This is a genomic window from Arsukibacterium ikkense (assembly GCF_000987775.1).
In the GTDB taxonomy this organism is placed as follows: domain Bacteria; phylum Pseudomonadota; class Gammaproteobacteria; order Enterobacterales; family Alteromonadaceae; genus Alishewanella; species Alishewanella ikkense.
In genome coordinates, this window is record NZ_LAHO01000015.1 from 32,411 (window position 1) to 53,737 (window position 21,327).

Genomic DNA, 21,327 nt, shown 5'->3' on the forward strand with positions numbered 1-21,327 from the left:
ATGGCCATTCCACAGGAAATTATTAAAACCAAACGTAATGGTCAACCATTAAACCAGGCTGAGATCCGCCAGTTTGTTAAAGGGTTAACCGACGACAGCTTCAGTGATAGCCAGGCGGCAGCGCTGGCGATGGCCATTTACTTAAATGGCATGGCAGTTAACGAAATTGTCGAGCTGACGCTGGCCATGCGTGATTCTGGTACTGTGCTGAACTGGCAGGGGCGGCTGAATGGCCCGGTGGTGGATAAACACAGTACCGGTGGCGTTGGCGACAAGGTCACGTTGATGCTGGCACCGATGGTCGCTGCCTGTGGTGCCTTTATGCCAAGTATTGCCGGCCGGGGCCTGGGCCATACCGGTGGCACTGTCGATAAACTGGAAGCTATTCCGGGTTACAGCTGTACCCAGAGCTTAAGCCGGATTGAGCAACTGCTGCCTCAGCTGGGTTGCCTGATTGTCGGCCAGAGCAGTGAGCTGGCACCGGCTGATCGCCGGCTGTATGGCATTCGTGATGTCACTGCGACGGTAGAATCTATACCGCTGATTACAGCTTCTATTTTATCAAAAAAACTGTCAGAAGGGCTGGATGCGCTGGTGATGGATGTCAAAGTAGGCAATGGCGCCATTATGGCCACTGCCAATGATGCAACAGCGCTGGCCAGCAGTATTGTCAACACCGCCACCGGTGCCGGTGTTGCCACCAGGGCCTTGATCACCGATATGAACCAGATTTTAGGTACTACGGCAGGTAATGCGCTGGAAGTGATGGAAACCCTCGATTATTTAAGCGGTAAATACCGCGAGCCGCGCTTGCATCAGTTAACGCTGGAACTGGGCGCCAATATGTTAATGCTGGGTGGGCTCTATAGCGATAAAGCGGCTGCCATCGCCGCGCTGGAGCACAGTTTAAGCTCGGGTAAAGCTGCAGAAATTTTCAGTAAAATGGTGGCTGAGCTGGGCGGCCCGGCTGATTTACTGGACAAGCCACAACAGTATTTAGCCAGTGCGCCGGTGGTGCAGGATATAATCGCACCACAAAGTGGCTATCTGCAATACCATAATACCGTTGGTCTGGGCATGGCGGTGGTGCGCTTAGGCGGCGGCCGTTCGCATCCTAGCCAGCAAATTAACCCGGCGGTTGGCTTTAGCCATATTCTGCCAACAGGCAACAAGGTGCAGCAGGGTGATCGCCTTGCTAGCGTGCATGCTGCCAGCACTGACGCTGCTGCCATTGCCTGCCAGGAATACCTGGCTGCATTAACGGTGTCGCAGGAAAATACAACGGCGCTGCCTCTGGTGCATCATACTATTGGCTAAGGTTAGCATGAACAATACTGGGGCTATTTATGGTAGTTAAAATGTTTCTTGGCAGTGTTTGCACCCTGCTGGTTTTTGATCTGCAGGCAAAGCCGATGCTGACCTGGCTGCAAACCGACTGGCCACCACATCAGATTGTCAGTGGGCCTTATCAGGGGCAGGGCACCTTTGATTTATTACAGCTGCAGATCACTGCACGGCTACCGCAATTTAATCATCAAACCCGGCTGGTGAGTCTGCCAAGGCTCGAACAGGTATTTGCTGAGGGCGAAGCGAGCCACTGTACTGTTGGTACCCTTTACTCTGAGCAGCGCGCCAGCAACCGCTTGTTTTCCCACCCCATTGCGGCCGGACCAGCGTTGGCGGTAGGTTATACCGGTGGCCGGTTAAATGAACATCCGGCCATGCAGGCCGACGGTGCTGTTATCGGGCAGTTGGTGCAAGACCCTGAGCTTAGCGGGGTGTATCAGCCAAACCGCTATTATCCGGATATCATTATGGCTGCTATGCGGCTAACCGATAGTAATCTAAATAGCTATCCGTTTACCGGTGAAGTGAATGCGGTGGCACTGCTGGCCAGCAGTAGGGTAGATTATGTGGTGGAGTATCCAGAGCGGTTAGAGTATTTCAACAAGCTGTTAGCTGAGCATGTTGCGCTGGAACACCGGGCAATAGTTGGCGCCAATATCGCCAGTGTCTCTTATGTCACCTGTACCCTCGATACTGCTGGTGCCGCCGCCATTGCTGCCGTAAACCAGGTATTGCCGGCGCTGTGGCAGCAAGCAAGCTATGTTGAGGCGATGCAGCGCTGGTTGGATAACAGCGCCCGGCGCAGGCTGAGCGCTGACATTAACCAGCTGCAGCAACATGCGTTAATGCAGCTTCAGCCGGGGCCGGACAATGCGGTTAATCCGGGCCACCAGTGAAATAACCAGCATTTTCAACCAGCCATGTAACGCTACCTGATGCATCCGGTACAATGAAATATACGCCAGACGGGCAATTCGGCCTTCGATCATCATAGCGCCACCCACCAGATTCCCCATTAAGCTACCGACAGTGCCAAAGCGGCTTAACGAGATCAGCGAACCATGGTCTTTATACTGAAATTCGCGCAACGGTTTCTGGTTTATGGTGGCAATAAGATTATGGGCAACCAGGCTGGCCATCTGATGCGCGGATTGCGCCCGGGGGGGAACCCATTTACCTTCTGCTAGCGGGCAGGCGGCACAATCGCCAAGCACATAAATATCGGGGTCACGGCTACTTTGTAGGGTCGGGCCCACCAGCAGCTGGTTAATGCGGTTGCTTTCCAATCCGGCCAATTGCTGCATAAAATCCGGCGCCTTAATACCGGCCGCCCACACCATTAATTCTGCATCCAGGTGTTCATTGCCCAGTTGCAGACCGTGGCTATCGGCGGCGGTAACCCGGGTGTTTACCCGCACATCCACGCCCAGTTTCTGCAGTTCTTTGTGGGCAGCACTGGCAATCCGCTCTGGCAGGGCCGGCAGAATTCTTGGGCCGGCTTCCACCAGCCGGATGTTCAGCCGCTCAGAGCGCAAGTCAGCAAAACCATATAAATTGAGCTCTGCCGCCGCATGGTACAGCTCTGCCGCCAGTTCAACTCCGGTGGCACCGCCGCCGACTATGGCGATGTTAAGTTTGTCTTTAGGGTGCTCAGGTGAGTTTAGCTTCAGGTAAGCATCCAGTAAGCGTCGCTGAAAACGATGTGCCTGGCCCGGGCTGTCGAGGAAAATACAATGCTCAGCAACGCCCGGGGTATTAAAGTGGTTGGAAATACTGCCAATGGCTATCACCAGATAATCGTAGCTGAGTTGGCGTTCTGGCAATAGCTGCTCGCCATCGCCTGAGGCTATAGCCGCCAGGGTAACGGTATGGTTATGCCGATCTAAGCCGGTAAACTGGCCGAGCTGAAAGTCAAAACCATGGCTGGCGGCGTGCGCCCGGTAGCTCAGCTGGTCAATCTCAACATCCAGTGTGCCAGTGGCTACCTCATGCAGCAGCGGCTTCCAGATATGGGTGTGGTTGCGGTCTACCAGGGTGATATGGGCGCGGTTTTTCCGGCCCAGTTTATTGCCAAGCCGGGTAGCGAGTTCCAGGCCGCCGGCGCCACCGCCAATGACCACGATGCGAGGGGGTGTCATGTTACACTTTCCTTTTATCAATACAAAAATCGGCTGCTGATTTCAGGTATAAAAAAACCGGCGCGAAGGCCGGTTTTGGGAGTCAGGATTTTTGCCGTTTCATGGCATCAAAGAACTCGTCGTTGGTTTTGGTCATCGACAGTTTGTCGATTAAAAACTCCATGCAATCACCTTCATCCATCGGATGCAGAATTTTGCGCAGGATCCACATTTTCTGCAGCTCTTCCGGTGAGGCCAGCAGTTCTTCACGGCGGGTGCCTGAACGGTTAAAGTCGATAGCCGGGAATACCCGGCGTTCGGCAATTTTGCGCGATAAATGCAGCTCCATATTGCCGGTGCCTTTAAACTCTTCGTAAATAACTTCGTCCATCTTCGAGCCAGTATCAATCAGCGCAGTGGCAATAATGGTTAAACTGCCGCCTTCTTCCACGTTACGGGCTGCACCAAAAAAGCGTTTTGGCTTGTGCAGGGCGTTAGCATCAACACCACCGGTTAATACCTTACCTGAGCTTGGAATTACTGTGTTGTAAGCGCGGGCTAAGCGGGTGATGGAGTCAAGCAGGATAATCACATCTTTTTTGTGTTCAACCAGTCGCTTGGCTTTTTCAATCACCATTTCCGCTACCTGAACGTGGCGGCTGGCCGGTTCGTCAAAGGTTGAGGCGATAACCTCACCTTTTACCAGGCGCTGCATTTCGGTAACTTCTTCCGGCCGCTCGTCAATTAGCAGTACCATCAGCACACATTCCGGATGGTTGGCGGCAATCGACTGGGCAATGTTTTGCAGCAAAATGGTTTTACCAGCTTTCGGCGGTGCCACGATCAGGCCACGCTGGCCGCGGCCAATAGGTGACGCTAAATCCAGCACCCGGGCGGTAATATCTTCGCGGCTGCCATTGCCTCGCTCCATCCGCAGCCGCGAATTAGCATGCAGTGCAGTGAGGTTTTCGAATAAAATTTTGTTGCGGGCTTGCTCCGGCCGGCCAAAGTTAACTTCGTTAACTTTTAACAGGGCAAAGTAGCGCTCGCCTTCTTTTGGCGGCCGGATTAAACCGGATATGCTGTCACCGGTGCGCAGGTTAAAGCGACGGATCTGGCTGGGTGAGACGTAAATATCATCGGGGCCGGCTAAATAGGAGCTGTCTGATGAACGTAAGAAGCCGAAACCATCCTGCAGAATTTCCAGTACGCCGGCGCCAAAAATTTCTTCACCGTTCTTGGCGTGCGCTTTTAAAATGGCGAAGATAATGTCTTGTTTGCGCAAGCGAGCCATGTTTTCCTGGCCCATAGACTCGGCCAAATCAACCAGTTCGCTAATTGGTTTCAGTTTCAGTTCTGTTAAATGCATATTTGATGGGTTCTTGTTGGTAAAAACAGAAAATGCTTATCGGCTCGATAATAAAGGTTTGGAAGTAGGTTTATTCGACAGACAAGCGTGGTTTAAGATATTTGCTTAGCCACACAATAGCAGCAGATGTTTGGTACGTCCAGCCGCAGATAGCAAAAAGGCGTACAAAAATACGCCTTTTTTTGCAATTATCAGATATTGCTATCTAAAAACTCTTTTAACTGGGTTTTTGATAGGGCACCAACTTTAGTGGCAGCAACCTGGCCATTCTTAAATAACAGCAAGGTTGGAATACCACGAATACCAAATTTTGGTGGGGTGTTCGGGTTTTGGTCAATGTTTACTTTGGCAATACTGACTTTACCACTGTATTCAACGGCAACGTCTTCCAGAATAGGTGCGATCATTTTACAGGGGCCACACCATTCTGCCCAGAAGTCGACCAGTACTGGCACTTCGGCTTTTAAAACATCTGCTTCAAAACTGTCGTCAGAAACCTGTAAAATTTGTTCGCTCATCTATTTCTCCGTTCAGGCTGTGCAGTTACACTGCAAAAATGTGTTATCAATTTAAACGTGGCTGTTTCTTATTGCAAGCGTAACAGTTATGCTAGGCAGGTATGAATAAAACTCACTTAACCTCACATAAATTCGCCGATTTCGCATTGGCACCACAGGTTCTTGACGCCTTAGCGGCGCAAGGTTACAGCTATTGTACGCCAATTCAGGCCCAGTGTTTACCCCTGGCGCTGGCTGGCAAAGATATAGCGGGTCAGGCGCAAACCGGTACCGGTAAAACCCTGGCTTTTTTAACCGCAACTTTTCATTATCTGCTTAACCATGAGCCGAAAGGTTCTGGTCAGCCTCGTGCCATTATTATGGCTCCTACGCGGGAACTGGCGGTGCAGATCCATAACGATGCTGTAATGCTGGCCGAAAAAACCAATTTACGGCTTGGTTTGATATATGGGGGCGAGGGTTACGATAGTCAACGCCAGTTGTTGCAACAAGGTGTGGATATTTTAATTGGTACCACCGGCCGCTTAATTGATTATTTAAAACAAGATTTATACGACCTGAGCCAAATTCAGGTTGTGGTGCTGGATGAGGCCGATCGGATGTTCGATTTAGGCTTTATTAAAGATATTCGCTTTATGTTTAACCGGATGCCACCTGCCACCGAACGGTTAAGCTTATTATTTTCTGCCACGTTGTCGTACAAGGTACAGGAGCTGGCGTTCGAGAAAATGAACGAGCCGGTGCATATTCATGTGGCGCCGGATGAGATGACCGGCAGCCAGATCAGTGAAGAGCTATTTTACCCGGCGCACGAGCATAAAATGAAGTTGCTGCTGACGCTGATGGAAGAAGACTGGCCCGATAAGGCCATTGTTTTTGCCAATACCAAGCATGCCTGTGAAGATGTGTATGCCTGGCTGGAAGCTGATGGCCATCGGGTAGGGATGTTAACCGGCGACGTGATCCAAAAGAAGCGGCTGAAAATTCTGGATGACTTTACTACCGGTAAGTTGGATATTCTGGTGGCTACCGATGTTGCCGCGCGTGGTTTACATATTCCGAAAGTAAGCCATGTGTTTAACTTTGATTTGCCTGATGACTGTGAAGATTATGTGCACCGTATAGGCCGCACCGGTCGTGCCGGTGAAAGCGGTAAAGCCATTAGCTTTGCCTGCGAACGCTATGCCCTGAATCTGACCGCTATTGAAGATTATATCAGGCACCCAATAGCATTAACCCAGTATGATGCTAATGCCTTGCTGGATGACTTAACGGTACCCAAGCCAAGGGTGCGCCGTCGGCCGGGGCAGGCTCGCAGTGGCCCGGGTCGAAGTAGCAGTGGACGCAGCAGCAATGGCCCAAGAAACCCTCGCAGCCGGCCTCGCTAGCGCTCCGCCGGCGCCAGCAGCTGGCGGCCTGAGCGAAACGTCACCGCATAGTGATATCTATGCGGTGATTGATCTTGGTTCCAACAGCTTTCACATGTTAATGGTCAAAGTGGTCGGTGGCTCGGTGCAGGTGATTGGCCGGGTAAAGCGCAAAGTGCGGCTGGCCGCAGGCTTGAACGACAATTTAGTGTTAAGCCGCAAGGCAATGAAGCGGGGCTGGGAATGTCTGGCTTTGTTTGCTGAACGACTGCAAGACATACCGGCCAGCAATATCCGGATTGTTGGTACAGCCACGCTACGGCTGGCCCAGAATGTAAAAACCTTCCTGAAAGAAGCCGAAATTATTCTCGGTCAGAAAGTCCAGGTTATCAGCGGTGCTGATGAGGCCCGGATTATCTATCTGGGCGTCGCCCATACCTCTAATTGTGATTCCAATCGTTTAGTGATTGATATTGGTGGTGCCAGCACTGAAGTGGTGGTAGGCCGGGGTTTTACTCCTGAACTGCTGGCCAGTTTAAACATGGGTTGTGTGACTTATCTGGAGCGCTACTTTGGTGATGGTGAATTAAGCGAACAGAATTTTAATCAGGCCATTAGCGCCGCAGCGCAACAGGTTGACACTATTTGTGCTGATTTTCTGGCCAAGGGCTGGCAAATTGCCGTAGGGGCGTCGGGCACTGTGCAGGCGATGCAGGAAATTCTGGTTGCTCAGGGCAAAGACGAAGTGATAACGCTGGGCAAGCTGGAAGACATTATGCAACAGGCGATGGCTTGTGGCCCAATCAGTCAGCTCAGTATTATTGGTTTAGCACAAGAGCGTAAGCAGGTGTTTGCGTCAGGTTTAGCCATCCTGATAGCCTTGTTCCGGCAGTTACATATCCATGGCATGACCTTATCGGGTGGCGCTTTACGCGAGGGCGTGTTGTACAGCATGCTGCCGCAGCTGCAGCATAGCGATGTGCGTAATCGTACCGTAAGCAGCCTGATGGTGCGCTACTTTATTGACCAGCGCCATGCTGAACGCGTAGCTGAGATGGCCGTTGAGCTGGCCGCGCAATTACAAAGCAGCTGGGATTTACAGAAGTTTGAAGGCCACAGCATGTTACGCTCGGGTGCCTTATTGCATGAGCTGGGCTTATTAATCGAGTATAAAAACCACCATCATCATGGTGCCTATATTATCAACCATTCAGATTTGCCGGGCTTTACCCGCGCCCAGCAGCAGCTGGTAATGGCGCTGGTATACAACCACAGAGCGGATATCAGTCGTGAGGTGATCTCCCGTCAAACCATGACCTCAGTGTTGCTAACGGTAAGACTGACGCGTATTTTACGGCTGGCGGTGATTTTATCGATGCGCCGCCGTCATGAAGTGTTACCCGAAGTGAAAATCACCACCAAAGCTGAAACTCTGACTTTGCATATGCCAGCTAACTGGCTGGAGCAGCATCCGCTAATGCGTGCCGAGTTAGAGCAGGAAGTGCAGTATCAGCAACAGGCTGGTTGGCTGCTATTGATAAAATAAGTCTTTGTTACCCCCGTTGTGCAGTAAATCTTAGCGCAATCGGCTGTAATTTTTATTACCACACGCCAGTTATCAGCTATACCTGTTGTAGTGTTTAACACCCCAGCGAGTTTGCATGTTACCGCCAGTGTCCCCCTCGCATCGCAAAACGGCTGCGCGCGCTAAAACCAGCCGTCAAAAGTCAGCCTGGCTTGGCCTGGCTGGCAGTATTGTTTTTGTTGCAGGTGTTCTGGCCGTAATGGTGTATTTTGGGGTGCACGCGCAAGTGCTGCATTTGCTGCAGTGGTTCAAGCTGCAAGGGATCTGGGCACCGTTGCTGTTTATGCTGATTATGGCGGCCGTGGTGGTATTGCTGTTACCCGGTGCACTTTTTACGATAGGCGCTGGCTTTGTATTTGGCGTGCTGCAAGGCTCGGTGTATGTGCTGCTGGGGACCACCTTAGGCGCAGTCATCGCCTTTTTGCTGGCGCGCTATTTGTTTGGCGATCGTGCTAAACGTTTTATTATGGCCAGAGCAAAACTACGGCTGGTCAATGATGAGTTCAGTAAAAACGACTGGAAAATAGTGTTGCTCACCCGGTTGATCCCGTTTTTCCCGAGTAAAATCGCGAACTATTTTTTTGGTTTAAGCCGTTTTTCCCTGCGCGGTTATATTATTGGTTCACTGCTGGGCTTTATTCCCTTTACGGTTCATAACGTGTATCTGGGGTCGTTGATTGCAGATATTACGACATTTGAATTTGGCCAGCAGCAGCGCTCTGGTTGGGAATGGGCTCTGTATGCAGGCGGTTTAATGGCGGCGATAGCCATTATTGTTTATCTGAACCGGCTGGCCAGCCGGGCGCTGGCTAAATATACCGAGCAGCATGCCGAACAGGAGGTTGACTGATGACCTGGTTTAAATGGCTACCCTGGCGCTATGTGGTGCGTTATGCTGCCCACAAACATGGCTTTATAGACCCTGTTGCCTTACTGGTACGGCTGCATAATTTTGCTCAACCTTCTGAAGTGGGGGAACCGATTGAATTACTGCGGGCCGGGGTGGTGTTTCATGCCCGTGGCCTGATTAACAGCCGGGTTATTCAGCATAACCTGGATTGGGTTTGGCCCTATTGGGTTGAGCGACAGTTTGACCCTTACGACAACTCATTTATTCCGCGTGCATTTTCTATTACCCATATTAACCTGACCCACCGCAACTGGACTGCCATCGGCTATCCGGATTGTGCTGAGTTACCCATAGTTGATCCGCGGGGGTTGCTAACGCCTTTTTTAGACGGTTGGTCACTGGATGGCTGGATTATGCCAGAGCATGGCGAATGCCTGCTGCCGTCCAGGTCAGATAACTGCCAGCAACAGTATAAAGTTGCCGGCGATGTCAGGATTGATACCACCATCAGCCAACCCGGTATGACGCTGCACAGCCGGGCTTCTGTCGAGCTTGAGGGGGGGGTGCCGGTGGCGAAGCTGCGGTTGCGGGCAACCTCTGATCAGCCGGGCTATCTGGTGCTGGCGCTACGGCCGCAAAACCCGGAAGGGGTCAGTTTTATTCATAAAGTGGCACTGAATAAGCAAGCTGATCAGTGGCTGGTAGATAATGATAAACGGATTATGTTCAGTCGCCCTGCTGATCGCCATCACGTGTCAACTTACCAGCAGGGGGATGTCTACATTCACCTTAATGATGCGCAACAACAAGCTGAGGGGGGATGTGATGTTGGTATGGTCACGGCGGCTGCGTTGTTTAAATTATCCGCAAACGACTGGCAAGAACTGGTAGTGACTATTCCATTAACGGCGGCCAGCCAGCCTGAGTTACCAGCTGATGCCTGGCGGCTGGAGCAACAGAAACTGTGTAAGTTGGTCTGCCCTGAGCCGCTTTATCAGTTTTTATATGATGCAGCGACCACCTCGTTGATTCTGCACTCGCCGCAAGATGTTTATCCCGGCCCTTACACCTACCGGCGGTTCTGGTTCAGAGATGCTGCTTTTATTATTCATGCTTTGCTTTGCGTGGGGTTAACTGAGCGTGCTGCCCGGGCTTTACAGCAGTTTCCTGGCCGGCAGACGTTGCTGGGGTATTTTTGCTCGCAGGAAGGAGAGTGGGATGCCAATGGTGAAGTGCTATGGATCTTAAAACGTTATGCCGAGCTCAGCGGGCGTGAGTTGTCACCAGATTGGCATGGTCCGCTTAAAAAAGGTGCAAGTTGGATCATTAAAAAGCGTTTATCAGCCAGCTTAGACACGCCACATGCAGGCTTATTACCCGCGGGCTTTAGTGCCGAGCATCTGGGCCCGAACGATTTTTACTACTGGGATGATTTCTGGGGGGTGGCAGGCTTACAGGCCGCCGCTGAGTTGTTTAAGACGGTTAAGCCTAAGTTGCAGCGGGAGTTTAGTGCCGCGGCGCACGATTTTACTGTGGCTATAGAGAACAGTCTGATGCACTGCGCTGCCCGGTTAAAAAGGCCGGCGATGCCAGCTTCACCATACCGGCGGCTGGACGCCGGAGCCATTGGCTCGCTGGCAATAGGCTATCCTGCGCAGTTGTGCGCTGCTGACGATCCGCGGCTGCTGGATACCGTCGAATTTTTATTACAGCGCTGCTTTGTTAAAGGTGCATTCTATCAGGATATGATTCACTCAGGGCTGAATGCTTACTTAACGCTGCACGTGGCGCAAGTGCTGTTGCGCGCCAATGACCCGCGTTATCTGGAATTGATGGACGCGGTAGCAGCGCTGGCATCGCCGACCGGACAATGGCCTGAAGCCATTCATCCCGCGACAGGCGGCGGCTGCATGGGAGATGGTCATCATGTCTGGGCAGCGGCAGAATGGGTGTTAATGCTACGACATTGCTTTGTCCGTGAAGAGAATGAGCGGTTGGTGCTTTGCGCTGGTGTACCCGGGCGCTGGCTGGCCAGTGCTCAGGACATCCGCTTTGGCCCCGCGCCGACCAGCTTTGGTAGCATTACCCTGGTTATTCGCGCTGGCCCTGGCCAGCAGACAGTAGTTGACTGGCAGGCTGACTGGCATCAGCAAGTGGGCCCGCAACTGGAAATCAGCTTGCCGGGCCATTCCAGTATCACTATAGCCACAACAGCGGCCACAGGTAGTGCTACTTTGAGCACAACGGAGAGTTAACAGATGAACATTGTTATCTTTACTAACACCTATATTCCGCATGTTGGTGGTGTGGCGCGTTCGGTTGAGGCTTTTGTCACTGAATATCGGAAACTGGGCCATCGGGTGTTAGTCGTCGCCCCGGAATTTGCCGATATGCCCAGTAATGAAACTGATGTGGTAAGAATTGGCGCCATTCAGAACTTTAATGCGACAGATTTTTCAGTAGCCTTACCGTTTCACCACAAACTCAGTGGGATCCTCGATGAGTTCGCTCCGGATATTATTCATTCGCAGCATCCATTTCTGCTTGGGATGAGCGCCCTGCGCACCGCTCGCTATCGAAAGCTACCACTGGTGTTTACCCACCATACCTTATACGAACAATACACGCATTATGTACCTGGCGACTCGCTGACGATGCAGCATTTTGCCATTGAGCTGGCAACCCGTTATGCCAATTTAGCGGATCAGGTTATAGCGCCAAGCGAGAGCATCGCTCAATTGTTACAGCAACGGGGGGTTACCAGCCCGATTGAAGTGATCCCAACCGGGGTTTATGTCGAGAGGTTTGCCGTAGGGGACGGCAGCAGGGTGCGGCAGCAACTGAGTATTCCGAAGCAGGCATTTGTGATTGGTCACCTTGGCCGGCTGGCACCGGAGAAAAACCTGGAGGTGCTGGCTCAGGCTGCTGCCAGAGCCATTGGCGCTCGTGCAGCAGCGCATTTCCTGGTGGTCGGTACCGGTCCGTCCGAGCAGGTTATTCGGCATATTTTCGCAAAAGCCGGCATTGCCGGCAAACTCCATATGCTGGGCATACTACAACAACAACAACTTACCGATGCATTGCATGCAATGGATATTTTTGCCTTTGCCTCTGCCAGTGAAACGCAGGGCATGGTGCTAACCGAGGCAATGGCTGCCGGTTTACCCGTAGTGGCCTTTGATGCACCTGGCGTGCGTGAAGTGGTTGCTGACGGCAGCAATGGCCTGAAGTTAATGCACAACACCGCAGAGGCAATGGCTGATGCGCTATGCCAGCTGATTGATGCTTCGCCTGCCGAGCTGGCACTTTTGCGCCATGGTGCCCGTCAAACCGCTGAGGCGTTCGCTATGCCCTGCTCTGCTACGAAAGCTATAAGGTGTTACCGCGCCCTGCTGGACGCGCACCCGGGTACCGTCGTTAAAACCGAACGGGACTGGGAAGATGTGCTGGCCTGGGTTAAGGCTGAATGGGATATTCTGCGAAGCGTCGCCGTGGCAGGCGGTAATGCCGTTGGCAGTGGTCTATTTAATGATGATACTCATTAATGTAGCAAGATACTGCAGCGTGCAAATCGGCAAGAGTAGCAAGGCTTGCGGGGAGGGTTATGATTAGTCGGGTTGAAGTGTGGTTGCGCTGGGCAAGGCGCAGCCTAAGCCGCAGCCATTGGTTAACCCGGCTGCTGCAATTAACCGTGTCTAAGGGCTCAGGGATAAGGCCGGGCCTTATTATGATCCAGCTGGATGGTTTATCCCAGCCGCAGTTACAGCAGGCACTGAAGTGCGGCAGAATGCCGTTTTTACGCCGCTTGCTACAGCGGGAGCATTATATTTTACAAGCACTTTACTCGGGATTGCCGGCAACAACGCCTGCGGTGCAGGCTGAACTGTTTTACGGGGTGAAAACAGCGGTGCCTGCATTTTCGTTTCGCGATAAGCAATCTGGCGAGTTAGTTAAGATGTTGCAGCCTGAGACCGCTGCCCAGGTAGAAGCCAGCCTGAACGAACTGAGCCCTGCGCCCCTGCTGCAAGACGGCAGTGCCTATGCCAATATTTATACTGGTGGTGCGGCTGAGTCGCATTTTTGCGCTGCCTCGATGGGCTGGGGGGCCGCACTACGCGCCGCTAACCCGCTGGTGTTATTGGTGCTTGTTGTTAGTAATTTATACAGCGTGCTGCGGATTATTGGTTTGTTTTTTTTAGAGCTTGCTTTGGCGGTAGTGGATTTTTGTCGCGGCATTATTAAAGGCCAGGATTTTGTCAGTGAATTGAAATTTATCCCGGCGCGGGTTGCTGTGTCGATCGTGTTGCGCGAACTTTGTGTGATCGGCGGCAAAATTGATATCAGCCGAGGTTTGCCTGTCGTGCACATTAATTTACTGGGTTACGACGAGCAATCGCACCGGCGCGGACCCTCATCGTTGTTTGCTCATTGGACGTTAAAGGGTATTGATAACAGTATTGAGCGTTTATGGCGCGCAGCGCAGCACTCGCAGTGGCGCAGTTATCAGTTATGGCTGTACTCTGATCACGGTCAGGAAAAAGTGATGCCTTATCACCGGCTGCAGGGTTACCCGTTGCAGCAGGCGGTTGCCCTGAGCTTTGAAAAACTCACCGCCTCACCAGCAATATTGCGGCGGAAGGTGACTGGCAGCGTGCACACTCAGCGCGCCAGATTGTTGGGTGGCAGCAAGGTGCAGCGCTTGCTGGTAGTGGGTAATAATGATGATACCCACCCAGCCGACAGCGAGCTAAAGGTAGCGGCGCAGGGGCCTGTGGGCCATATCTATGCCGCCGCGTCGCTGAATCAGGCTGACAGCCGCTTTATCGCCACTGAGCTGGCAAGTGTGCATAAAGTACCGCTGGTATTGGTGCTGGAGCAACCTGAACGGTTAAGAGCCACCACCGCCGCTGGCGATTATTATCTGCCAGAGGATAAAGCCATTATTTTTGGTGCGGATCATCCGTTTCTGGACAGTGTCAGTGACGATATATTGCGGCTATGCCAGCACCCCAATGCCGGCGATGTAGTGATAATGGGCTGGTGCAAAGGCGTAGAAGCTTTGTCGTTTGCCGATGAAAATGGCGCCCATGCCGGAGCAACGCCGGCTGAAACCCATGGTTTTGCACTGCTGCCAGAAGCGTTAGCGTTGGCTCCGGCACAGCATGATTATTTACGACCAACAGATATCTATCATGCTGCTTTGCGGTATCTGGGGCGCTCACCACGGCATTTGCCTGCCCGAGCCAGCACTGCGCAGCCACCAAAAGATAGCCTGAGGGTAATGACGTACAACGTTCATAGTTGTATTGGCCTGGACGGCAAAGTGGATGTGGAGCGCATAGCCAGAGTGATTGCCCAGGGCAACCCTGACGTGGTGGTGTTGCAGGAGCTGGATGTTGGCCGGGACCGCAGTTTAGGCCTGGATCAGGCAGAACTCATCGCCCGTTATCTGCAGATGGAGTTTCATTTTCATCCGGCCATGCACATAGAGGAAGAACAATATGGTGATGCCATTTTAACCCATTTGCCGTTAAAGCTGGTGAAAGCCGCTGCTCTGCCCGGCTTGGATGATAAACCACAACTGGAACCGCGTGGCGCGATTTGGGTTACCGTAGAAATGCATGGGCAGCAGCTGAATATTATTAATACCCATTTGGGCTTGCAACCGCGGGAGCGACTGGCACAAATTGATGCTTTATTGGGAGCAGAGTGGCTGGGCCACCCGGATTGCCGCGGCCCGGTGATATTTTGTGGCGATCTGAATGCTCAGCCGGCATCGGAGGTATATAGGCGGCTCAGCCAGACCATGACAGACGCCCAAACCATGCTGAAAGGGCATAGGCCCAGAGGCACCTTTCCCAGTCGCTTTGCTGCCATCCGGATTGACCATATTTTTGTCAGCGCGGCCTGGCAGGTGACAGCAGTTGACATCGCCGGCTCTTATCAGGCAAAAGTGGCGTCAGATCACTTGCCTCTATTGATAGAGCTGACCATACCGCAGTTAGACATCTGAGCAGGTCAGGTCTATGTTAACTCTGCGGTTGTTTTAACCAGATAGCCACTCTTTTAGCAAAGTAAGTGAGAATGCCGTCGGCACCCGCCCGCTTAAATGCCAGCAGCGACTCCATCACTACTGGCTGCTCAGCCAGCCAGCCATTCTGGATAGCGGCCATGTGCATGGCATATTCGCCGCTGACCTGATAAGCAAAAGTGGGCACGCCAAACTCGTCTTTTACCCGCCTGACAATATCCAGGTAAGGCATACCCGGTTTTACCATTATCATATCGGCGCCTTCTTCTAAATCCATCGCCACTTCGTGCAGCGCTTCATTGCTGTTGGCCGGGTCCATCTGGTAGTTCTTTTTATTGCCACCCTTTAAATTACCGGCAGAGCCCACGGCATCCCGAAAGGGCCCGTAGTAGCTGGAGGCATATTTGGCAGAATAGGCCAGAATGCGGGTATTTACAAAGCCAGCATCTTCCAGTGCTTCGCGAATAGCGCCGATGCGGCCATCCATCATATCGGAGGGGGCAACAATGTCGGCTCCGGCTTCGGCGTGGGACAACGCCTGTTTCACTAATGCTGCGGTGGTGATGTCATTCTGAACATAACCATGTTCGTCAATAATGCCATCCTGACCATGCGTGGTAAAAGGGTCTAAGGCCACATCGGTGATAATGCCAAGCTCAGGCGTATGCTGTTTTAATAAACGCACGGCGCGCTGCGCCAGCCCGTCCGGGTTCCAGGCTTCTTCGGCTTGCAGTGATTTAACGTCAGCCGGGGTGACCGGAAACAACGCGATGGCGGGGATGCCCAGCGCGACCAGTTCTTTCGCTTCGCTCACCAGTAAATCGAGGCTCAGCCTTTCAATCCCGGGCATAGAGGCAATGCTTTGCCGCTGGTTGTTACCTTCAATGATAAACATCGGGTAAATAAGATCGTTTACACTAAGCTGATGCTCTGCCATTAAGCGGCGGCTGAAATCATGCTCACGCAGCCGGCGCGGCCGGCTGGCGGGGAAAAAACGGTTAGCTTTCATTGACAGGTTCCTGTGATAAAGCGGTAACATGAGAGGTGGCGCTGGCTGTGCGGTTACGGCCCTGACTTTTCGCCTGGTACAGGGCGCTGTCGGCGGCGGCAATATAATCTGTGCTGACGCTGGCTGCGTCGGCTACGGCGGCGTAGCAACCCGCACTAAGGGTTACTGGTAAGCTCAGCGAGCCAATGTGTATTGGCGCAGCGCTGATTTGCAGCCTTACCTGTTCTGCCAGTTCGATACAGCCTGCTATCGGAGTGCCTGGGAGCAATAAGGCAAATTCTTCACCACCGTAGCGAAATACTGCATCACTGCTGCGTTTTAAACTGGCTGCCAGCGCAGCGGCAATCTGCTGAATAGCGGCGTCACCGGCTAGGTGGCCGTGGGTATCATTAATTTTCTTAAAATGATCAATATCAATAAACACCAGGCCTAGCGGGGTTTTTTCGCGCCGGCTGCGCTTTAATTCACTGCGCAGCCTTTTATCGAAACAGGCGCGGTTATAAATACCACTTAAGGTATCCAGCATGGTTTGCTGTTCCAGCAGGCGGTTTTTCTCAGCCAGCTCATCCAGGGCGATTTGCAGCTCCAGATTATGACTCAGCAGTTTAGACTCCAGTTGCTCAGTGCTTTGCCGTTGCTTGCGCTGCCAAAGCCAGTAGCCAATGACAGCTGTCATCAGGCTACCTAGTGCTATGCCGGCCAGCAACCACAACAGATTAAGCAACATAGGGCGCACCCGTGTTAAACAGCTTATGGCTATTGGCAACGCTGGCAGCAGCCAACTGTTGCATACTAATGTTTTTTAAATGGCAGATGTGCTCAGCAATGGCTGGCAGTAAAGCCGGTTCATTATATTTAGGGCGTGGTTTAATGGTGCGGGGCAGTAAATAAGGGGCATCCGTTTCCAGTAACAGCCGGTCTAACGGCAGATACTCAATAGCTTGTTGCAGGCTCTGGCTGCGACGCTCATCACATATCCAGCCGGTAATGCCAATATATAAACCTAAATCCAGATAGGCTTTCAGCTGAGCAGTGTCGCCAGTAAAACAATGGGCAACACCATGGTTAATATGCTGCTCTGTCAGCATTGCCAGCTGGGTTGGGAAGGCATCCCGCTCGTGCAGATATAAGGGTTTTTGCTGTTGCTTTGCCAGTTGTAGCTGACTGGCAAACACCTGTTGCTGCGCCGGCCTTGGGGAGAAGTCACGGTTAAAATCCAGACCACATTCACCAACAGCGACCACAGAGGGCTGTGTCAGCAGCTGACTGAGTTGTGCCAGCCAGTCATGTGTAACCAGGCCAGCCTGATGTGGATGCACGCCCGCTGTGGTATAGCACTGCGGATGAGTAATACAAAACTGCTGATTCTGCTGGCTTTCGCTGATGTCGGACCCGATCAGCAGCATACCACTGACCCCGGCGTGTTGTGCTCTTTGCCAGATATGCTGCTCTATGCCGGTAAACTGCCGGCAAAACAAATTAACGCCACTGTCAAACCAGCTTAGCTGAGCTTCTGCTGTGGCCATGTTAGTTGACCCGGCGAACCTTGATGTTGCGGTTGTTATCATCGTTACCAAGCGTAAAAGAATTCAGCATGCCGCGCTTTATAAAGTGCCGCTCGCCGACGGCGATGGGGTAGTTGCCGCTACCAGTCTGACGCCAGGTCTGGCCATTATCAAATTCAACAATCAGTTCTTTACGTGGGCTGTAGCTGATACTGCTAACGGTAAGATACAGCTGATCGGTTTGCTTATCTGCCGTTTTTTTATGTTCTAAGCCAAAATCTTCTGCCGCTGGTGGCGCTTTCGATAATGGTGCCCGGTTCACTGCAGGCGCCGGCAGTGCCGGTGGCTTGCCATGCGTTGGGGTAGCTTTTGCTGAGGCTTCATTGGCGGGAGTTCTGGCAGGCGCTGCTGGCTTGACACTGGTTGTTGCAAGGTTGATTTCATCATAACAGACCAGTCGCTTTAAGGCGTTTTGCTGTTGCCGGCATTCATTCAGCGCCTCAGTTAGCGGGTCGGCGTTAGCTGGTAAACTCAGCAGACTGCTGACAGCCAACGCCAGTAGCGTGGCCAGATAATGTGGTTTGCTCATTGTTGTTCTTCCTCTGTAGCTGGTTCGGGATCTGGCTTGGGCGTATAAAAGCGGCTTAGCCACAGGCCTGCTTCAAATAGCAACCACATCGGTACCGCCAGCAATGTTTGTGATAAGACATCAGGTGGGGTAAGGAACATGCCCAAGACAAAAGCACCAACTATGATATAGGGCCGTTTACTGGCCAGCGTGGCAGGAGTCACGGTACCTGTCCAGACCAGTAGCAAAATGGCTACCGGTATTTCAAAAGATAAACCAAAGGCAAAAAACAGCTTTAACACAAAGTCGAGATAGCTGCTGATATCGGTGGCCACTGTTACACCCTCGGGCGCGACGCTGGTAAAAAAGGCAAATACGATGGGAAAGACCACGAAGTAGGCAAAGGCAATACCAGCGTAAAACAGCAGGGTGCTGCTGATGACTAATGGTGCCATCAGGCGTTTTTCTTTGCCATATAAGGCTGGCGCAATAAATTGCCATATCTGCAACAGAATATAGGGGATCGCCAAGCAAATAGCGACAATAAAGGTAAGCTTAAAGGGGGCAAAAAAGGGTGCTGCAACGTCGGTGGCGATCATACTGCTGCCTGCGGGCAGCACGGCAATTAACGGCGCCGCCAGCAACTGATAGATGTCAGCGGCAAAATAGGCCAGGGCGGCAAAAACCAGTAGTACTGCAATAACACAACGTAATAAACGATTGCGTAGTTCCAGTAAGTGGCCTAGCAGGCTGTCGGCTTCCGGTTTAGTTTTCATCTTTAGGATCAACTGACTTATGGCTATGGTTAGATATGGCTGGCGCAGGCGTTTTTGGTTTTGTCAGTTCTGCCACGGGCGGGTTGACCGATTTAGCTGCGGCACGCAGCTCGTCTAAAGCGGCCTGTTCGTCAGCGGTCAGATTCAGCAGGTTTTTGCTCTCAGCGTCTTTTAATTTCTGATGCAGCTCGTGGACCCGCAGGTTCTCACTTAGCTCAGCCTGCATCTGGGCGCCAAACTGTTTAACACTGCGTACCGTTTTGACTGCACTGCGAATAGCGCCGGGCAGCCGCTCCGGGCCCAGCACCAATAAGGCAATCACGCCAATAACCAACAGCTCCCAGAAACCCATTTAGTGTTTATCTTTGTCAGTTTGCTTGGTTTGCTCAGGTTGGCTGTCGTTTTGGCTGCGTTGTGAATCAGCCAGTTGCTCGGGTTTATCGTCGTCTTGTGGCTCTTCATCTTTAATAGAGCTGCGAAAGCCCTTAATGGCTGAGCCCAGATCAGTACCAATACCACGAAGCTTCTTGGTGCCAAATAACAATACTATAATTGCCAGTACAATAAGCAATTGCCAAATACTAAATCCACCAACACCCATAATAATACCCTCTGTAATCTATGCTGAAATCGCCGCGCCAGTTTGCAACAAGTTTATGACAATAGTGCTTTTGCGCTGAAAAAGATAGCCCCGCCCAGTAAGGCGCCACCCAGCCATAGTGCGCCAAAGCTAAGGGCTATAGTACCACTTATCAGGGTGCCAGCCGCAAGCGCCGCAGCAATAATTTGCTGGCTGGCTTTATGCTGCTGTAACTGCAGCAGTTGCAGCTGTTGTACCAGCATGGCCTGCTGTTTTGGCCCCTGCTCCAGATAACGATGCAGTAAGGTTGGCATTTGTGGCAGTTTTTCTGCCCAGTAAGGCGCGTTGTCTTTTACCTGGCGCCATAGTGCCGGTACGCCTACCTGCTGTTTTACCCAGCTCTCTAAAAAGGGTTTGGCTGTTTTCCAAAGATCAAGCTGCGGGTAAAGTTGCCGGCCCAGCCCTTCGACATACAACAGGGTTTTTTGCAGCAACACCAATTGTGGTTGCACCTGCATGTTAAAACGCCGGGCAGTGCTGAATAAATTCAGTAGCACATGGCCAAAGGAGATGTCGGCCAGCGGTTTTTGGAAGATGGGCTCGCAAACGGTACGAATAGCGCTTTCGAATTCTTCAACATTGGTATCTATCGGTACCCAGCCAGAATCAAGATGCAGCTGGGCCACTTTGCGATAGTCGCGATTAAAAAACGCCACGAAATTTTCGGCCAGGTAGCGTTTGTCTTCACTGTTTAAGGTACCGACGATGCCGCAATCAATGCCGATATACTTCGGATTTTCAGGGTGTTCACGGGAGACGAAAATGTTGCCAGGGTGCATATCGGCATGAAAGAAACTGTCACGAAACACCTGAGTAAAAAAGACTTCTACCCCGCGCTTGGCCAGCAATTCCATATCTGTATGCTGTGCGTTCAGCGCAGCGATGTCTGATACCGGGATGCCATAAATCCGCTCCATCACCATCACATTGGGCCGGCTGAAGTCACTGTGTACATAAGGAATGTACAGTGAGTCGGAGCCTTCAAAATTGCGCCGCAACTGAATGGCATTAGCCGCTTCCCGTTGTAAGTCGAGCTCGTCGAGGATCGTTTTGCGGTATTCCGATACCACTTCGCGCGGCCGCAGGCGTTTGCCGTCGGGCAAATAGCGGGCTGCAATGGCAGCCAAACCATCCATTAAATCCAGATCAGCAATAATTTGTTTGCGAATATCCGGCCGGATCACTTTAATCACCACATCGGCTTCGCTGCCATCAGTCAGGCGCAGCACCGCTGCATGCACTTGTGCGATCGATGCTGATGCCAATGGCGTAACACTGAAACTGCTGAATAGCTCACTGATGTCATTTAGCTCCAGTGCGTGTTCAATCATGCGCTGGGCTTGCTCACCCGGGAATGGATCGACTTTGTCCTGCAGTTTAGCCAACTCATCAGCGATGTCGGCCGGCAGCAGATCGCGCCGGGTAGATAGCATCTGGCCGAATTTGATCCAGACCGGCCCCAGGCTTTGCAGCGCCAGTCGCAGCCGCTTGCCAATGGTGTAGGCTGGGTAACGGTTGCGTAACCAAAAGGCGCTGCTGCGTGTGGCCCTGGCATACCAAGGTAGCCAGGCTGGCGGGATTAGCTCATCCAGGCCGTATTGCAGTAAGGTTTTTTGAATTTGGTAAAAACGGCTGAATCGCACCT

General features: G+C 52.1%; 19 protein-coding genes. 8 read left to right on the forward strand and 11 right to left on the reverse strand.

Features of this window, described 5'->3' with window-relative positions; translation table 11 throughout:
* Both deoA and WG68_RS14700 read left to right on the forward strand, forming a co-directional pair.
* Entirely contained in the window at window positions 1-1,317 is a 1,317-nt protein-coding gene (deoA, locus tag WG68_RS14695) for a thymidine phosphorylase (protein ID WP_046558473.1), read from the forward strand.
* 29 nt (window positions 1,318-1,346) lie between these two features.
* Complete coding sequence (locus WG68_RS14700; RefSeq protein ID WP_052749123.1) at window positions 1,347-2,243, forward strand: hypothetical protein; 897 nt, start codon at window positions 1,347-1,349, stop codon at window positions 2,241-2,243.
* Here WG68_RS14700 and WG68_RS14705 read toward each other — a convergent pair.
* The 3 genes from WG68_RS14705 to trxA all read right to left on the reverse strand — a co-directional run bounded on the left by WG68_RS14705 (window position 2,190) and on the right by trxA (window position 5,351).
* On the reverse strand, window positions 2,190-3,485 hold the full coding sequence (locus WG68_RS14705) for an NAD(P)/FAD-dependent oxidoreductase (RefSeq protein ID WP_046558474.1): 1,296 nt from the start codon (window positions 3,483-3,485) through the stop codon (window positions 2,190-2,192). The genes WG68_RS14700 and WG68_RS14705 overlap by 54 nt on opposite strands.
* 82 nt (window positions 3,486-3,567) lie before the next feature.
* Entirely contained in the window at window positions 3,568-4,833 is a 1,266-nt protein-coding gene (rho, locus tag WG68_RS14710; protein ID WP_046558475.1) for a transcription termination factor Rho, read from the reverse strand.
* A gap of 191 nt (window positions 4,834-5,024) precedes the next feature.
* Window positions 5,025-5,351, reverse strand: coding sequence for a thioredoxin TrxA (gene trxA, locus WG68_RS14715; protein ID WP_046558476.1), 327 nt, complete (start codon window positions 5,349-5,351; stop codon window positions 5,025-5,027).
* A gap of 101 nt (window positions 5,352-5,452) precedes the next feature.
* On the opposite strand from trxA, the gene rhlB reads away from it, so the two are divergent.
* The 6 genes from rhlB to WG68_RS19590 all read left to right on the forward strand — a co-directional run bounded on the left by rhlB (window position 5,453) and on the right by WG68_RS19590 (window position 15,166).
* On the forward strand, window positions 5,453-6,739 hold the full coding sequence (gene rhlB, locus WG68_RS14720; RefSeq protein ID WP_046558477.1) for an ATP-dependent RNA helicase RhlB: 1,287 nt from the start codon (window positions 5,453-5,455) through the stop codon (window positions 6,737-6,739).
* Window positions 6,705-8,264, forward strand: a complete 1,560-nt coding sequence (gene gppA / locus WG68_RS14725; protein WP_083981909.1) for a guanosine-5'-triphosphate,3'-diphosphate diphosphatase — start codon at window positions 6,705-6,707, stop codon at window positions 8,262-8,264. Before rhlB ends, gppA begins: the two co-directional genes overlap by 35 nt.
* A 115-nt stretch (window positions 8,265-8,379) precedes the next feature.
* Window positions 8,380-9,153, forward strand: coding sequence for a TVP38/TMEM64 family protein (locus tag WG68_RS14730; protein ID WP_046558478.1), 774 nt, complete (start codon window positions 8,380-8,382; stop codon window positions 9,151-9,153).
* Window positions 9,153-11,408: a glycoside hydrolase family 15 protein gene (locus WG68_RS14735; RefSeq protein ID WP_046558479.1), complete on the forward strand. Its 2,256-nt coding sequence runs from the start codon at window positions 9,153-9,155 to the stop codon at window positions 11,406-11,408. Before WG68_RS14730 ends, WG68_RS14735 begins: the two co-directional genes overlap by 1 nt.
* 3 nt (window positions 11,409-11,411) lie before the next feature.
* Window positions 11,412-12,698: a glycosyltransferase gene (locus tag WG68_RS14740; protein ID WP_046558480.1), complete on the forward strand. Its 1,287-nt coding sequence runs from the start codon at window positions 11,412-11,414 to the stop codon at window positions 12,696-12,698.
* A gap of 59 nt (window positions 12,699-12,757) precedes the next feature.
* Window positions 12,758-15,166, forward strand: a complete 2,409-nt coding sequence (locus WG68_RS19590; protein ID WP_046558481.1) for an endonuclease/exonuclease/phosphatase family protein — start codon at window positions 12,758-12,760, stop codon at window positions 15,164-15,166.
* A gap of 16 nt (window positions 15,167-15,182) precedes the next feature.
* Here WG68_RS19590 and hemB read toward each other — a convergent pair whose 3' ends face one another.
* From hemB to ubiB, 8 genes are read right to left on the reverse strand one after another with little or no spacing between them, the layout of a single operon-like run.
* Window positions 15,183-16,193 carry a porphobilinogen synthase gene (hemB, locus tag WG68_RS14750; RefSeq protein ID WP_046558482.1) on the reverse strand — a complete coding sequence of 337 codons (1,011 nt, stop codon included), beginning with the start codon at window positions 16,191-16,193 and terminating at the stop codon, window positions 15,183-15,185.
* Window positions 16,183-16,920 carry a GGDEF domain-containing protein gene (locus tag WG68_RS14755; protein WP_046558483.1) on the reverse strand — a complete coding sequence of 246 codons (738 nt, stop codon included), beginning with the start codon at window positions 16,918-16,920 and terminating at the stop codon, window positions 16,183-16,185. The genes hemB and WG68_RS14755 overlap by 11 nt, the downstream gene beginning before the upstream one ends.
* Window positions 16,910-17,719, reverse strand: a complete 810-nt coding sequence (locus tag WG68_RS14760) for a TatD family hydrolase (RefSeq protein ID WP_046558484.1) — start codon at window positions 17,717-17,719, stop codon at window positions 16,910-16,912. Before WG68_RS14760 ends, WG68_RS14755 begins: the two co-directional genes overlap by 11 nt.
* A 1-nt stretch (window position 17,720) precedes the next feature.
* Window positions 17,721-18,287: a hypothetical protein gene (locus tag WG68_RS14765; protein WP_052749124.1), complete on the reverse strand. Its 567-nt coding sequence runs from the start codon at window positions 18,285-18,287 to the stop codon at window positions 17,721-17,723.
* Complete coding sequence (gene tatC / locus WG68_RS14770) at window positions 18,284-19,042, reverse strand: twin-arginine translocase subunit TatC (protein WP_046558485.1); 759 nt, start codon at window positions 19,040-19,042, stop codon at window positions 18,284-18,286. Before tatC ends, WG68_RS14765 begins: the two co-directional genes overlap by 4 nt.
* On the reverse strand, window positions 19,032-19,394 hold the full coding sequence (gene tatB / locus WG68_RS14775; protein ID WP_046558486.1) for a Sec-independent protein translocase protein TatB: 363 nt from the start codon (window positions 19,392-19,394) through the stop codon (window positions 19,032-19,034). The genes tatC and tatB overlap by 11 nt, the downstream gene beginning before the upstream one ends.
* Window positions 19,395-19,643: a Sec-independent protein translocase subunit TatA gene (gene tatA, locus WG68_RS14780; RefSeq protein WP_046558487.1), complete on the reverse strand. Its 249-nt coding sequence runs from the start codon at window positions 19,641-19,643 to the stop codon at window positions 19,395-19,397. It abuts the gene before it with no gap.
* A 53-nt stretch (window positions 19,644-19,696) separates the two neighbouring features.
* A complete protein-coding gene (gene ubiB, locus WG68_RS14785) occupies window positions 19,697-21,325 on the reverse strand; it encodes a ubiquinone biosynthesis regulatory protein kinase UbiB (protein ID WP_046558488.1) in 1,629 nt (542 codons plus the stop codon).
* Window positions 21,326-21,327 lie beyond the last annotated feature (2 nt).

Coding starts and splice junctions, on each gene's coding strand:
- WG68_RS14740 (WP_046558480.1), top strand. CDS start 11,412: ATGAACATTGTTATCTTTACTAACACCTATATTCCGCATGTTGGTGGT.
- WG68_RS14765 (WP_052749124.1), bottom strand. CDS start 18,287: ATGAGCAAACCACATTATCTGGCCACGCTACTGGCGTTGGCTGTCAGC.
- WG68_RS14700 (WP_052749123.1), top strand. CDS start 1,347: ATGGTAGTTAAAATGTTTCTTGGCAGTGTTTGCACCCTGCTGGTTTTT.
- gppA (WP_083981909.1), top strand. CDS start 6,705: ATGGCCCAAGAAACCCTCGCAGCCGGCCTCGCTAGCGCTCCGCCGGCG.
- tatC (WP_046558485.1), bottom strand. CDS start 19,042: ATGAAAACTAAACCGGAAGCCGACAGCCTGCTAGGCCACTTACTGGAA.
- WG68_RS14755 (WP_046558483.1), bottom strand. CDS start 16,920: ATGTTGCTTAATCTGTTGTGGTTGCTGGCCGGCATAGCACTAGGTAGC.
- tatA (WP_046558487.1), bottom strand. CDS start 19,643: ATGGGTGTTGGTGGATTTAGTATTTGGCAATTGCTTATTGTACTGGCA.
- trxA (WP_046558476.1), bottom strand. CDS start 5,351: ATGAGCGAACAAATTTTACAGGTTTCTGACGACAGTTTTGAAGCAGAT.
- WG68_RS14735 (WP_046558479.1), top strand. CDS start 9,153: ATGACCTGGTTTAAATGGCTACCCTGGCGCTATGTGGTGCGTTATGCT.
- WG68_RS14760 (WP_046558484.1), bottom strand. CDS start 17,719: ATGGCCACAGCAGAAGCTCAGCTAAGCTGGTTTGACAGTGGCGTTAAT.
- hemB (WP_046558482.1), bottom strand. CDS start 16,193: ATGAAAGCTAACCGTTTTTTCCCCGCCAGCCGGCCGCGCCGGCTGCGT.
- rhlB (WP_046558477.1), top strand. CDS start 5,453: ATGAATAAAACTCACTTAACCTCACATAAATTCGCCGATTTCGCATTG.
- tatB (WP_046558486.1), bottom strand. CDS start 19,394: ATGGGTTTCTGGGAGCTGTTGGTTATTGGCGTGATTGCCTTATTGGTG.
- WG68_RS14705 (WP_046558474.1), bottom strand. CDS start 3,485: ATGACACCCCCTCGCATCGTGGTCATTGGCGGTGGCGCCGGCGGCCTG.
- rho (WP_046558475.1), bottom strand. CDS start 4,833: ATGCATTTAACAGAACTGAAACTGAAACCAATTAGCGAACTGGTTGAT.
- WG68_RS14730 (WP_046558478.1), top strand. CDS start 8,380: ATGTTACCGCCAGTGTCCCCCTCGCATCGCAAAACGGCTGCGCGCGCT.
- WG68_RS19590 (WP_046558481.1), top strand. CDS start 12,758: ATGATTAGTCGGGTTGAAGTGTGGTTGCGCTGGGCAAGGCGCAGCCTA.
- deoA (WP_046558473.1), top strand. CDS start 1: ATGGCCATTCCACAGGAAATTATTAAAACCAAACGTAATGGTCAACCA.